Source organism: Psychrobacter cryohalolentis K5 (genome assembly GCF_000013905.1).
GTDB lineage: Bacteria > Pseudomonadota > Gammaproteobacteria > Pseudomonadales > Moraxellaceae > Psychrobacter > Psychrobacter cryohalolentis.
The window spans coordinates 1,145,318-1,158,265 of sequence record NC_007969.1; the positions used below are offsets into that span (position 1 = coordinate 1,145,318).

The 12,948-nt window shown below is 42.8% G+C and carries 13 protein-coding genes, 1 tRNA gene and 1 pseudogene; 5 read left to right on the top strand and 10 right to left on the bottom strand.

Annotated elements, in window-relative coordinates:
* Nucleotides 1–165 precede the first annotated feature (165 nt).
* The 5 genes and pseudogenes from PCRYO_RS13050 to PCRYO_RS04960 all read right to left on the bottom strand — a co-directional run bounded on the left by PCRYO_RS13050 (nucleotide 166) and on the right by PCRYO_RS04960 (nucleotide 3,640).
* Nucleotides 166–1,447: pseudogene (locus tag PCRYO_RS13050) on the bottom strand (IS256 family transposase).
* A gap of 98 nt (nucleotides 1,448–1,545) precedes the next feature.
* Nucleotides 1,546–1,863, bottom strand: a complete 318-nt coding sequence (locus PCRYO_RS04945) for a hypothetical protein (RefSeq protein WP_041753041.1) — start codon at nucleotides 1,861–1,863, stop codon at nucleotides 1,546–1,548.
* A gap of 10 nt (nucleotides 1,864–1,873) precedes the next feature.
* Nucleotides 1,874–2,167: a hypothetical protein gene (locus PCRYO_RS04950; RefSeq protein WP_011513301.1), complete on the bottom strand. Its 294-nt coding sequence runs from the start codon at nucleotides 2,165–2,167 to the stop codon at nucleotides 1,874–1,876.
* Nucleotides 2,164–3,408, bottom strand: coding sequence for a site-specific integrase (locus PCRYO_RS04955; protein ID WP_011513302.1), 1,245 nt, complete (start codon nucleotides 3,406–3,408; stop codon nucleotides 2,164–2,166). The genes PCRYO_RS04950 and PCRYO_RS04955 overlap by 4 nt, the downstream gene beginning before the upstream one ends.
* Nucleotides 3,409–3,424: 16 nt before the next feature.
* A complete protein-coding gene (locus PCRYO_RS04960) occupies nucleotides 3,425–3,640 on the bottom strand; it encodes a hypothetical protein (RefSeq protein WP_011513303.1) in 216 nt (71 codons plus the stop codon).
* A gap of 196 nt (nucleotides 3,641–3,836) precedes the next feature.
* Here PCRYO_RS04960 and PCRYO_RS04965 point away from each other — a divergent pair, with 196 nt between their 5' ends.
* Nucleotides 3,837–4,061 (top strand): helix-turn-helix domain-containing protein, encoded by a 225-nt coding sequence (locus PCRYO_RS04965; protein ID WP_011513304.1) that lies wholly within the window; start codon nucleotides 3,837–3,839, stop codon nucleotides 4,059–4,061.
* 428 nt (nucleotides 4,062–4,489) lie between these two features.
* On the opposite strand, the gene PCRYO_RS04970 is transcribed toward PCRYO_RS04965, so the two are convergent.
* Nucleotides 4,490–4,564, bottom strand: a tRNA-Gly gene (locus PCRYO_RS04970).
* A gap of 252 nt (nucleotides 4,565–4,816) precedes the next feature.
* Between PCRYO_RS04970 and PCRYO_RS04975 the strand changes: the two genes are divergently transcribed.
* The 3 genes from PCRYO_RS04975 (at nucleotide 4,817) to PCRYO_RS04985 (ending at nucleotide 9,016) form a co-directional block, all read left to right on the top strand.
* Nucleotides 4,817–6,487 (top strand): alpha-keto acid decarboxylase family protein, encoded by a 1,671-nt coding sequence (locus tag PCRYO_RS04975; protein WP_011513305.1) that lies wholly within the window; start codon nucleotides 4,817–4,819, stop codon nucleotides 6,485–6,487.
* Between the two features lie 155 nt (nucleotides 6,488–6,642).
* Nucleotides 6,643–7,017 carry a GlpM family protein gene (locus PCRYO_RS04980; protein WP_011513306.1) on the top strand — a complete coding sequence of 125 codons (375 nt, stop codon included), beginning with the start codon at nucleotides 6,643–6,645 and terminating at the stop codon, nucleotides 7,015–7,017.
* A 208-nt stretch (nucleotides 7,018–7,225) separates the two neighbouring features.
* The gene (locus PCRYO_RS04985; protein ID WP_011513307.1) at nucleotides 7,226–9,016 is read left to right on the top strand and encodes a potassium/proton antiporter; all 1,791 of its coding nucleotides are present in this window, start codon (nucleotides 7,226–7,228) and stop codon (nucleotides 9,014–9,016) included.
* Nucleotides 9,017–9,129: 113 nt separating this feature from the next.
* Here the strand turns inward: PCRYO_RS04985 and PCRYO_RS04990 are convergent, their stop codons facing one another.
* Both PCRYO_RS04990 and PCRYO_RS04995 read right to left on the bottom strand, forming a co-directional pair.
* Nucleotides 9,130–9,663 (bottom strand): DUF2058 domain-containing protein, encoded by a 534-nt coding sequence (locus PCRYO_RS04990; RefSeq protein ID WP_011513308.1) that lies wholly within the window; start codon nucleotides 9,661–9,663, stop codon nucleotides 9,130–9,132.
* Between the two features lie 186 nt (nucleotides 9,664–9,849).
* Nucleotides 9,850–10,545: a haloacid dehalogenase type II gene (locus tag PCRYO_RS04995; RefSeq protein WP_011513309.1), complete on the bottom strand. Its 696-nt coding sequence runs from the start codon at nucleotides 10,543–10,545 to the stop codon at nucleotides 9,850–9,852.
* 326 nt (nucleotides 10,546–10,871) lie between these two features.
* Here PCRYO_RS04995 and PCRYO_RS05000 point away from each other — a divergent pair, with 326 nt between their 5' ends.
* Complete coding sequence (locus PCRYO_RS05000; protein ID WP_011513310.1) at nucleotides 10,872–11,480, top strand: TetR/AcrR family transcriptional regulator; 609 nt, start codon at nucleotides 10,872–10,874, stop codon at nucleotides 11,478–11,480.
* Nucleotides 11,481–11,668: 188 nt separating this feature from the next.
* Here PCRYO_RS05000 and PCRYO_RS05005 read toward each other — a convergent pair whose 3' ends face one another.
* Together PCRYO_RS05005 and PCRYO_RS05010 are read right to left on the bottom strand one after the other, a co-directional pair.
* On the bottom strand, nucleotides 11,669–12,319 hold the full coding sequence (locus PCRYO_RS05005; protein ID WP_011513311.1) for a DsbA family oxidoreductase: 651 nt from the start codon (nucleotides 12,317–12,319) through the stop codon (nucleotides 11,669–11,671).
* Between the two features lie 54 nt (nucleotides 12,320–12,373).
* Nucleotides 12,374–12,928: a carboxymuconolactone decarboxylase family protein gene (locus tag PCRYO_RS05010; RefSeq protein WP_011513312.1), complete on the bottom strand. Its 555-nt coding sequence runs from the start codon at nucleotides 12,926–12,928 to the stop codon at nucleotides 12,374–12,376.
* Nucleotides 12,929–12,948 lie beyond the last annotated feature (20 nt).

A 12,948-nucleotide genomic window follows, 5' to 3' on the forward strand; every position in this document is an offset into this window, starting at 1 on the left:
ACTTTTAACAAGGGGCTGGGGTTATATTCAATCCTTATCTACTACAGCTCCTAATTCTGAGTGGCTGTTGTGGTAGTACACTAAATTTGGACTGTATTCAAGAGAAGATATATTACATACGAAAAAGCCAGACAGAGGGTATCCCGAATTCTGTGTAACTGCCATTTAGATTAAATGCTTACTGATACGATCATCAAACATAATCATAAAGCGATTAAGGGCAGACGTCCAGTTACGAATCGGCATCGACCACTTTTTAGACGCCTGCTGGGTTGCCAGATATACTACCTTAAACGCTGCCTGATCAGACGGGAACACCTTACGCTTATTCACTGCCGTACGAATCACACTGTTTAGCGACTCAATAGCATTGGTGGTATATATGACTTTTCTGATGTCTTTAGGGTAACCAAAGAACACCGTTAAGCCTTCCCAGTTATTGCGCCAAGACTTGATGACATGCGGATACTTATCGCCCCACACTTCATCAAAGTGCTCAAGATTGGCCTCTGCTATCTCTATAGTATCAGCACCATAAATTGCCTTTAAATCAGCCGCTACTGCCTTTTTGTCCGTCCATGGTACGAACTTCATTGAATAACGCACCATGTGCACGATACACAGCTGAACCTGAGCGTTGGGGTAAACAGTATTGATGGCATCAGGAAAGCCCTTTAAACCGTCGACACAGGCAATGAGTATGTCTTGTACCCCGCGGTTTTGCAATTCAGTGAGAACGCCTAGCCAGAACTTAGCGCCCTCATTCTCTGATAACCACATACCCAGCAGCTCTTTTTTACCGTTAAGTCCCACCCCTAGCGCCAGATAGATAGCCTTGTTGATGATCTGCTTATCTTGACGTACTTTAACAACAATACAGTCCAAATAGACGATAGGATAAACACTGCTCAGTGGTCTATTCTGCCACGCAGTGATGTCTTCCAAGATGTTGTCAGTGACTCTTGAGACAAGAGAGCTTGAGATGTCGACGTCGTAAAGCTCTTTGATGGTCTCGACAATCTCGGTGGTCGTTTGGCCCTTGGCATATGAGCGAGGATCAGCAAGTGTCTGGGAGACACTTGCCCGAAGCGCAAGACGGAAGGCTATGCCTGTAGTGGAATATGATTTTATCGTCAAGCCCTGAGATACGGGTTTGATGCTTACGCACTAAGGTGGGCTCAAAAGCGCCGTCACGGTCTCTTGGGGTGGAGATCTCAAGCTCCCCTGTGTCACTACGGACTGTCTTTTTAGTGTGCCCATTGCGCTTATTAGGTTTATCCGCCTTTTCATGCTTAGGATAGCCAAGATGGTCTTCCATCTCAGCTTCTAGGGCAGTATCGATAAAGGATTGCATGAGTTGCTTTTGGAAGTCTTTGATGTCATCAAAGCTGTTCATGCTACCAGCCATCTGCTGGGCCAGTTTCTTGATGTCAGTTTGGTTAGTCATTGCTTATTCTTCGGTTAGTGGATTATAAGCAGTTACACAAAGTTTGGGAAAGTCTCGCCAGACAACCTAAGCTGTCTGGCTTTAAAATTGTGAATAACTTATCTATGATTATGTTCCCGCCATACAGCATGTTCACATACCTCACAGCACCAACGCTCTTTTGCTCGCATATATGCAATATCTGCTGGTATCTGTAAAGGGCACACATAACCACAGTACTCGCATCGCACATCATCTAAATAAGCAAAACACTCACCGATTGTCTCGAACAGTACTTGAGTGCTAATCTCATACTTTTCACAAACGATTTCTACATGCGCGATATAATCACCTTTATTATCATATGCCCAGTAGTCCTCACAGATCTTTAGATCTCGTGCGTTCTGCGTCATATTAGGCTGAAGCTTTACACTCATCACATTCTCCTCAATAGCCGTCATAATCAGACTGCGGTAGTAGCTCATAAAGCTCACTTTGAAGCTTGCTGCTCATATCCTCTACAAAGTACCCATCCTGAGCATCTAAGCGCTTCTGTACCCATATACGCAGTGCCATATCATTATCAAAGCAGCGCTTCACTCCTAAGAAGCGTGCGAGGTTATGATCCGATGAAACATACAACTCACGCATCAATGCATTAGCAATCTTATTAGCATCCTCACTAATTGCACCGTCGGGTTTAAACTCACCAAACAGCTCCTCGTAATTGATAATTTTCATTGTGACGTCTCCTTGTCAGTTTGTGAGTCCCTGATTAGTGCTTCACCTTCAGAGCTATTAGATGCGCTGGTTAGCTTCTCCTTGCTCGCTAGTAGCAAGTTATCCATTGCCGAGCCATCCTGTCGGGTGATATCAGGTACATAACGGCTATATACCCGAAACAGCATCTCCGTACTACTGTGACCCATCTGCCGAGCGATCCATTCAGGATTCTCACCAGCAGCCAGCCATAGCGTCGCTGCCGTATGCCGAGTCTGATAAGCCCGCCTATGTTTCAGACCGAGTAGGGCAAGCGTGGGTTTCCATACCCGCCGGTTCACATTGCGATACTCCATCGGATTGCCCTGTGAATTGCAAAACACAAACTCTGACTTACCAAAGGTACGCGTCTTCTGCTCTTGTAGTGCGTCATAGACCAGTTGTGACATCGCAATATCACGTTGCGAGCCTAACGTTTTCGTTGGACCCATCTCCCCATTCACCAATGCACCGCGAATACTGATCTCACGGCGATCAAAGTTAATGCAGTCCCACTTAAGCCCATCGATCTCACTGGTACGCATCCCTGTAAAGAAGCGAATAGTGTAGTAGGGCCTATAATCAGCACGAACATGCTTTAAAATCAGCCATACCTCAGAAAGTGTAAAAGGATTCACATCCGGACGCGCTTGCTTGAGATTCTTAATATTTTTATAAGGCATCTCAAACTCATGGCGATCCGACGCTTCTTCTAGTATCATACGAAGAAGTATCATGATCTGGTTGATCCGTGCTACTGACAGACTTGACTGACCATCTTTACCGTAACAAACTTTGGCGAGGGAGCTACGGAAGGTCAGCAAGTCTGGTTTTTTTATGGCATGTACCGCTTTGCCACCAAACTCAGGTAACAAGTACTTATCTAAAATAATCTGCGTCTTTTGCCGATAGCTTGGCCGCCATTCAATCTTCTTCTCCTCATACCAAATATCGACAAACTGTCTAAAGGTTGGATTACGACTGATACAAGCTTCCGCTCTATCGGCCAGTGCTGTCATCTCTTTTAGACGAGTACTCTTCGGAAAGTAGGCGCCATAGTCGAAGATGCCTAGGGTTATTTCTGCGTCTATTTTTTTCAAAACAGTCGCTAATTTTCTTCTGTTAGCTGGGTTATCTTCTAAGCTAGTCTTTTCTCGACAACGTATACCTAGGTAGTAGAAGTCGGCAATTAGTTTGCCAAACCGTCCTTGTATAGTAGCCATGATAAATCTCCTTCTATTATTGAAGTGCCATACCGTTGATAGCGCTCATAACCGGCTTGCACATATCCTCTTCGATACGCTCCCATACATACAGAATCTTACGGCCACCAAAAGGGCGTATGTAGTGAATGTTTTCAATTAAAACGGTGTCTTTCATTTGATTGCGGATAGTACGTGCGTCGTACTTGATGCGTTCAGCTAACTCATCAGTTGTTAAATAAGTATTGCTCATGGTATTTACCTCTTTTCAGTTATTAAGTCATCGCATTAAGTGATAGAATAAAAATTATTTTATCAACTTGTAAGAATGCACCTTGAAGTAATCAGTAATTATTTACCCGCTTAAAGGTAATTAATAACCGATTTGTGTACTATATTATCTTTTTACCTCAATGTAAAGCATTTTTACCCGAAAAGAGGTAATAATTATGATTGTGTCTAAACTCCCTGTTATTCTGGCAGAGAAAAAACTGCGCGTAGCAGATGTTGTAAGGGCAACAGGCATGAGTAAATCAACACTTCATAAGCTATACAATGAAGAGTCATCAAGAATTGATTTCAATACTATCGACCAGTTATGTGAGTTTTTAGACGTACAGGTAGGTGACTTATTTATTTATACGCCAAATCCTAAAGATGATGAAGAGTCTTGAAGATATACAGAGTTGAAAAAGATGCGCAGAGGAATAAGTGGCAGAGCCTTATATATATGACGTTCCAAAGCATGAAATTAAGGTTGGGGTTATTTTTTATATCTACTTTTTCATGATTTGGTCACGTTTTGGTCACGCTATGAGCTTAATTTAAAAAAGCATTGGAAAAGGAAAAACGATGCTAAGAAAATATTTCTTAGCATCGTTTTTTATAAAGATAAGAGTAATAAGTTGGGGTCAATTATAGAATCAGTGTTTATATGGTGGACACGAAATGGTCACGTTTTGGTCACGGTGCTGATTTTTGAGCTTTTAATATATTAGCTAAACTTAGCAATTAGACTGAATAGCTCATGCTGAAAAACGCTACAGCCCCTGAAAGACGGACAAAAAAAAGCCTCACTGTTATGTGAGGCTTTTTAAGTATTTGGAGCGGGAAAAGAGATTCGAACTCTCGACCCCAACCTTGGCAAGGTTATGCTCTACCACTGAGCTATTCCCGCTAATTATCAATTAACTATCGTCAGTTGATGATGGCGTATTATACGCAGTTTTCTGAGAGTGTCAACAGCTAGTATGAAAAAAAGCAAAAGATAGTAGATTGGCATATTATCGCATCGTCTATCTATGTTATAACAGATTGTTATAATCTATATTCCAAAAGCTTTGCTTTCTATAAATAGGCTGGAATGCAGTTTTATAATTACTTTTATCATATTTATGATTAATAAACATAACACTTAAGGATAAGTAGTATGAGTCAACAATATACCATCGCTGATTATTTGTTTGATCGTGTCGCAGAAGCAGGTGCGTCAGAGGTATTTGGCGTACCTGGTGATTTTAATCTCACGTTTTTAGATAATGTGCTTGCCTCAGATAAATTGCGCTGGGTAGGTAATACCAATGAGTTAAATGCTGGTTACGCAGCAGATGGCTATGCACGTGAGCGTGGGTTTGCGGCGATGGTGACGACCTTTGGAGTGGGTGAGCTGTCCGCTATCAATGCCACCGCAGGCTCGTTTGCTGAGTATGCGCCAGTGCTTCATATCGTAGGCGCGCCAAGTACAGCATTACAAGATTCAAAGCGTCGCATCCATCACTCACTTGGTGATGGCGTGTTCAATCATTTTATTAAAATGGTAGAACCGGTTACGGTAGCACGGGCGCAAATTACGCCTGAAAATGCTGCCTCAGAGATTGACCGCGTGATTCGCGTGATTCTCAAAAAGCATCGCCCAGGCTATTTATTACTATCACCAGATGTAGCAAAAACGCCAATTTATCCGCCGACGACTAAACTTATCGATAGTGAGGAAGATATTACTAGCCAAGCGGCGTTAGCAGACTTTAAACAAGCACTGATAGAATTTTTACCCAATAAAACCACGACGCTCATGGCAGATTTGATGGTGCATCGTTTGGGTCTGCAAAATCAGCTTAAGGCTTTGATTGCCGATACTGACATTCCTTATACGACGTTATCGTGGGGCAAAACCTTGCTTGATGAAAATAGTGAGCGTTGGGCAGGCACCTATGCAGGCGTGGCATCGCGTCCTGTGGTTAAGGATATGGTCGAAAACTGTGAGTGTTTGATAAAAATTGGTGTGCAATATACTGATACTACTACTGCAGGTTTTAGCCAAGATATTGATGAAAACGTGGTGGTTGACCTGCATTATGAGCGTGCGAGTATCGCAGGCAAAAACTTTGCGCCCATTGCCCTAAAAGATGCTCTAAAAACACTGCATGAGGTAATGACCTCAGATATTAATATTGTACCGAAGCAGTTCTGTGAAGAGGTAAAGCAGCATGAGCAACATGGCAAGGATAATGAGGCCATTCGTCAAGATGACTTATGGCATATCATTGCTGATGCGCTTGATGATAAAAACTTGGTGTTTTCAGAACAAGGTACTGCCTATTTTGGTATCAGTGATGTGCGTCTGCCAGAAGGCGTGACGTCTTATGGTCAGCCGATGTGGGGTTCTATTGGTTATACTTTGCCTGCGAGTTTAGGTGGTGCCATTGCTTCACCGCATAAGCGTAGTATTTTACTCATTGGTGATGGTTCTGCTTTATTAACCATTCAAGAAATTGCGGTAATGATTCAAGAACGTATCAACCCGGTGATTGTACTGATTAACAATGATGGCTATACCGTTGAGCGCGCGATTCATGGTGAAAACCAGTACTATAACGACATTCCTAAATGTGACTGGCAGTTGATGCCAAAAGCGTTTGGTGCCAATGCTAATAATAGTCTGCTACTAAAAGCAGAGACAGCAGGCGAGTTAAAAGATGCTCTCAAGCAAGCGGCGGCTGCAAAAGACAAGCTGGTTATGTTGGAGGTTATCGCTGGCAAGCATGATATCCCGCCATTACTTGCAGATATCAGTGCCGCGCTGAAGCCAAAAAATGATTAATTAGTTCGCAAATAGCATCAACAATTATCAGTCATAGCCCCATTTAGCAGCATTGCTAGATGGGTTTTTTTTGAGCCTTTTTATGGTGTAAGTCAATTAAGCTGTTGTTCCTCTTATATCGCTTTGCAGACTTTAGTATCATGGTGGATTGGGCTATGTTCAGCCCTTATCATTCAACAGGAGATGATCCCGTCGTGATTTGGTTAAAAATGCTTATTGGCGCTCTAATGGTACTGGCGATTCAATTATTTGCGCAAACTCGATTTTTTTATTTGGCGGCACTTGCGCCACTTTTCCCCACCTTTACATTAATCAGTCACTTCATCGTCGGTACTGAGCGTAGTCCTGCTGATTTAAGGGTCGCACTAATATTTAGTATGCTTGGTGTCATTCCGCACCTTATTTATACCTTTGTGGTGTTCTTTAGCATCAGCTATATCAGTTTATATAAGGCACTGCTGCTCGGCGTTGTCGCTTGGACAATAGCGGCGGCAATTTTAGTACTTACTTGGCAATACATTCAGGCTTAGGTGTTACTAAGCAAGACCACTTAAATCATGCAAAAATACACGATAGTAATTACATATCTGAAATTGGATGTATGTTCTTATAAATATTTTCTATGAATTCGGATGTGGATGTTATGCTTAGGAGCGGCTTTTACCGTAACGAAATCAGAGCAACATTATTACGATAATTGTATTTGTCGTCATTCATAAAAATAGGGCTTAAAAAAAGATGGATACCTTAAATATCCTATACCTTGTAGGGGCATTGTTAATTTTCGCCAGTATCATGGCAAGCACGTTATCAGCACGTTTGGGCGTTCCTTTATTACTGCTGTTTTTAATGGTAGGAATGCTGGCTGGTGAAGAGGGTATCTTAGGTATCGAGTTTTCCCAATATGCTATTGCTAATTTTGTTGGTCAGGCAGCTTTAGCCTGTATCTTGTTAGATGGTGGTCTACGTACCTCTTTTAATTCCTTTCGCGTTGGTCTTAAGCCTGCCGTTACCCTCGCAACTTGGGGTGTCCTCGCGACTGTCATGATACTGGGCATATTTGTGACTTGGCTACTTGATGTCGATTGGCGTTTTGGCTTGTTAATGGCAGCGATTGTCGGTTCGACCGATGCGGCAGCGGTCTTTTCATTGCTGCGTAATGGCGGTGTCAAGCTTAACGACCGTGTACAAGCCACATTGGAGCTGGAATCTGGTGCCAATGATCCTTTGGCTATTTTGCTTGTAACCGGATTGATTGCCTTAAATGTCGATCCCGAAGGGCAAACGTTACTGGGCTTTTTAGGGTTGCTATTACAGCAGCTTAGCTTTGGTCTTGGCATGGGTCTGCTGTTCGGCTATTTATTAGCCAGGCTATTACCCAAGATACTGTTAGCGGAAGGTATGTACGCTATCTTAATTATGTCTGCTGGCTTGGCAGTCTTTGCCGCGACCAACCTTATTGGCGGCAGTGGATTTTTGGCGATTTACCTCACTGGTGTGCTGATTGGGAACCATAAAGTCCGCTCAACCGAGCATGTCATGCGGGTCATGGACAGCTTTGCTTGGTTGTCTCAAGCGGTGCTGTTTGTGGTGCTAGGTTTGCTCGTGACGCCATCGAACGTTATCGATGTTTGGTATTATTCAGTGGCGATTGCCGCCTTTATGATTTTAGTTGCTCGTCCTATTGCAGTTTATACTAGCGTTAAACCTTTTAAATTCAAAGACAGAGAAATTGGCTTTATCTCTTGGGTAGGACTGCGCGGGGCAGTACCTATTACCCTTGCGATATTGCCAGTTATGGCAGGCATAGATGGTGCCTTTATGCTATTCGATATTGCCTTTGGTGTAGTGGTGTTGTCTTTGATTTTGCAAGGCACGACCATTCCTATTATGGCAAATTTGTTTAAAGTACGTATTCCGAATAATAAAGACCCAGAAGAAGAACATGAAGTTTGGGTATCTGATAAAGCGAGCATTACCTTATATGAATTTGAAGTAAAGTCTGGTGCATTTGCGATTGACCGTCATCCGATGGGCATCTCTAACCGTGTCAGCCCTGATGAGATTAGTATCTTTGCTTTGGTACGTCGGCAACACATTGTGATGGTTGAAGAAACGACCAAGCTCAAATGTGGGGATAGAGTCTGGTATGCGATGAGAGGTAATCATGCCAGTCAAATTGCCAAGATTTTCAATGATACGACACTCGATCGTAAAGCCATTGATGACTTTTATGGCGACTGGTTGCTATCACCCAGTGTGAAGCTTGGAGATTTGCCTTTTTTTACCGATATCATGGCGTCTGAGTCTCTTGTAGATAAGCTAAAGGCAAAACCTGAAAATACTTCAAAAATTATGTGGGAGCAGACGGTCGCTGAGTATGTCATAGACAATTTGGATATGAAGCCAGTATCAGGCGATACGGTTGCTATCAGTGATGAGTGGTCATTGGTCATCAAAGAAGTGGACGATAAAGGAAAGCTAAGAACGATTGGTTTAAAGCACTTGGAGTTTGCTAAAGCGATTTGATTTTTTGCTATAGTGACTTCAGTATTAAAACGATACAGTGGGACTGGGATGACTATTGAAAAGCGCTATTGATAATCAATAGCGCTTTTCAATAGTATTATCTACAGCAGTGATTACCACATCAAGTCATCTGGAATCACATAAGCGGCATATGGATCGTCTTCTGCCAGCTCATCTTCTGCAGTATCGTTTGATACCACCATAAAGCCTGTCATCTTTGAATCGATACGATCAGCAAGTGGGCGCGGTAGTAGGGCATAGCTGTCATCTAAGCGAGCAATGACCACGTGACCTGCCACGATTTGATCATATAGCTTTTGAGTGATAGAGATTTTTTTGACTTTGGCATCGTCGACAAACTGATAGCTGATATCGCCGTTTGTCTCAGTCAGTTTATGCTGCTTAATCATTTGGATGATGTTGGCTTTTAGCATCTTTTCTTCTAAAATGCGCTGCTTTTCTTGATTGAGCTTTTGGTCTTTTTCTAGCTTCTTAGCTTGAGCATCTGCCAAGGCTTGTTTAGCTTCGATATTCGATGCATCGCCAGTGCGCTTAGCGTGCTGCGTCTGTTTACTTATTTTGTTGGCTTTCTTACTATCAACCAAGCCTGCTTTTAGAAGTTGAGCCTGTAGGGCGTTTTTTGCCATATCTGCATTACCTAAATGAAACTAACTAAGTGAAATGATCTAAATTGTCTTCAGTCATGGTAACAAATTCTGCCAAGAGATGTCATCAAATACGGCAATCCCAAAGTTTTTATTGAAAAATCGTTTGTCAGATAATTGAGTCACATACCTTTTTAGAATAATTGCCGTAGATTCTTGTTCACCCGCTTAAGAGCTTTGATGTTTAATAATGTGTTCAGCGAGGGTGATGAGGTCTGAAGCGATAAAGTCGGGTTTTGGTACATTGGGTGCCGAAAGTAGCGCGTTATAAGGTCGAGTGATAAAAGCCCCTTGGCAGCCAGCAGCTTGAGCACCGATGACATCCCAGAGGTGACAGGCGACAAGACATAGCTCTGAGGTCTCAACGGACAGCTCGCGAGCGACCATCTGATATGTCGCCGGTGCAGGTTTAAATTGGCTGACGTTTGCAACACTAAAATTCCGCTCAAAGAATTCACTCAGTCCTGCTTTTTCAAGCGGTGTCGGAGAGGCGCTGGGTGCTGAGTTGGTCAAGGTCACCAATCTAAATCCTGCATCACGTAGTTTGGTCAAAGCAGGGATAGCGTCAGGGTGAGCTGGCATCTCACTCATGCGCTGCTTAAACTCCTGAACATCTTCTTCTGTTAGCGTAACGGCATGAATATCTGCGGTCATTTGTAAAGCACCAACGCCAAGCTCGCCAAAAGGTGTATAAAGACCAGATAAAGTCATGGTTTGCGAATAAAGTACCAATTGCGCGAACCACTCTCGGAGTCTGTTATTATCCCCAAATAAACGCGTGAATAAGGGCGTGAGCGTATCGATATCGAGTAAGGTTTCGTTGACATCGAATACGATAATCGGAGCTGAGTAGATATAGGACATAAAAGTTCCTTTTGCAATAAAAGTAAGCCTTACTATAGCTAATCCACTTTTAAAAGGGTACAGAGCTACTGGGGTTAATTATTCGCAGCCTCTGTCTGCGTAGGCACAGCAAGCAAGAAAAAGTAACCCCAGTAGTACCTTATAACATTTGTATTTCTTTTATTTAGGACCGACTATAGTGAGGTTTGATAATATAATAAAGACATTCGGTAAACTTACTTTAGCTGGACTTGAGTAATCATTCAAGATAAAATTGAGTAGTCACTCAAATTGTATAACCATGTTTACTTTATTGTCTAAAATCATGGGATAAAAATTGGAATATTATGTCACGTACCACATTATATAATCGTCATGAAGCATTAGAGCGGGCCATACAGCTGTTTTGGCAAAAAGGCTTTCATGCAACCTCTTTAAAGGATATCGAGCAAGCGCTTGACATGCGACCAGGCAGTATTTATGCCGCTTTTGGTAATAAAGACGGATTGTTTCAAGAAGCGCTTGATTACTATGCGCAGGCAGGGCTAAAGGAGCTTGAGCGTACATTAGCCAGCTATGAATCCCCTTTATTAGGATTGGCAGCTTACATGCGTCAGCTTGGCGGTATCCGCGAAAAAAACCTGCCCAGTCGGGCATGTATGTTGGTCAAAAGCTTACTTGAGCTTGGTGCCCGTGAACAGTTAGCGCTAGAGAAAGTTGAAAAATTACTAGCGGGTATGGAGGCGCGTTTTGCCGCATGTTTTGTGGAAGCGCAGCAGCTAGGAGAGCTGGATGACACACTCGATCCACTGAGGTTGGCCCGTCGATTACAAGCCGAGGTTATGGGGTTACGTGCTTTTGCTCAGCGCGATGTTGACAGTGCGGCGGTTCATGCGCTTGCAGAGGATATGGCGTATTCTATAGAAAGCTTGCGCAATAATGAGTCTGTTGGTTAAAACGATGCCTAGTGGCCAAGCTTACGTTCGCTAGTATGATGGTCATTTAAGCTAAAAATCGAACATGAGTATGGATATTAACGGTCATTTGTATAATAGCAGGTGTAAAAAAAGGCTACTTGAAAGATTAAGTAGCCTTTTTAGTTTTAAATTTTGCAGTGTGTTTTTATTATTAATTAGAGATACATCTATTGTGGCATGTCCGCTAATTGCTGCAAAATACTTTTGAAGTTCTCGACCCCTTGAGCACCGCTAACCAGATGCTTTTGGTTAAAGATAACAGAAGGTACGCTTTGAATACTTTGCTGTCTCCACTGTTGCTGAGCACGGCGGACGTCTTCAGCAAAGCGCTCGTCTGCTAATACCGCTAGCGCCTCACTACGATCTAAACCAATCTCTGCCACGATATCGGCTAAGACTTCTTTGTTAGAAATATCTCTAGCGTGAGTAAAGTGAGCCGCGAACAAGGCTTGCTTTAAATCATGCGCGTACCCTTGCTGATCGGCCCAGTGCAGTAGTTGATGCATAGCAAAGGTATTATAAGTGCGACTCTCTTCAGTAAAGTTAAATGCAAAGCCAACCTCACGACCAGCCTCAGTCATTTTAGCGCGGCTGGCATCAGATTCTTCTCGACTTGAGCCGTATTTCTTAGCGATATGCTCACGATAGTTTCGTCCTTCGTGCGGCGTATCAGGATTAAGCTCAAACGGATGCCAATGAATCTCGTACTCAGTATTGGTTTTTTTGAGTGCTTCGGCCAACTGTCCATAGCCTATAGCGCACCAAGGGCAAACCACGTCCGATACAATATCGATGCGCAGTGGGGCTATTATACTCATCACAATATCTCCTTCGATTTTATACGAAATTCTTTGCTCAACTAGTCTGTGCTGTTAGTCTGCTTTGTGCCATTCAAATTTTTGAAAAGGCTTATCGATTGGTGTATTAGCGAGATGGTTGGTGTAGTTACTCATTACTTTCTGTGCTGTTGCTAATACCACTTCTAGCACTTGACGCTTAGTAAATCCTGCGTCCAAAAACGTTTGTACAGTGTCATCATTGACGTTGCCACGATCACGAACCACAGATAGAGTAAAGTCACGTAAAGCTTCTAGTTTTGCAGTTGGTAGTGGCGTCTCGTCACGTAATGCATCAGTGATAGCATCATCGACTTTCATGCTTTTGGCAATACCAGTATGAGCTGGCACACAATAATGACATTCATGCTCGACGTTGATGGTTTGCCATACTACCGTAGTCTCTTCGTCATCAAAGCTGCTGTCTAAGAACAGTTGATGTAGACGTTGGTAGCCTTCAAGCAATCCAGGCGCTTCAGCCATTACGGCATGTAAGTTTGGAACCATACCAAATGCATTGATTGAGACATCAAGTAATGCTGTGCTTTCTGCTGGCGCGCTTTGTTTGTCATGTAATGTAAAGTCAGTCATATATAATTCCTATTTGGTAT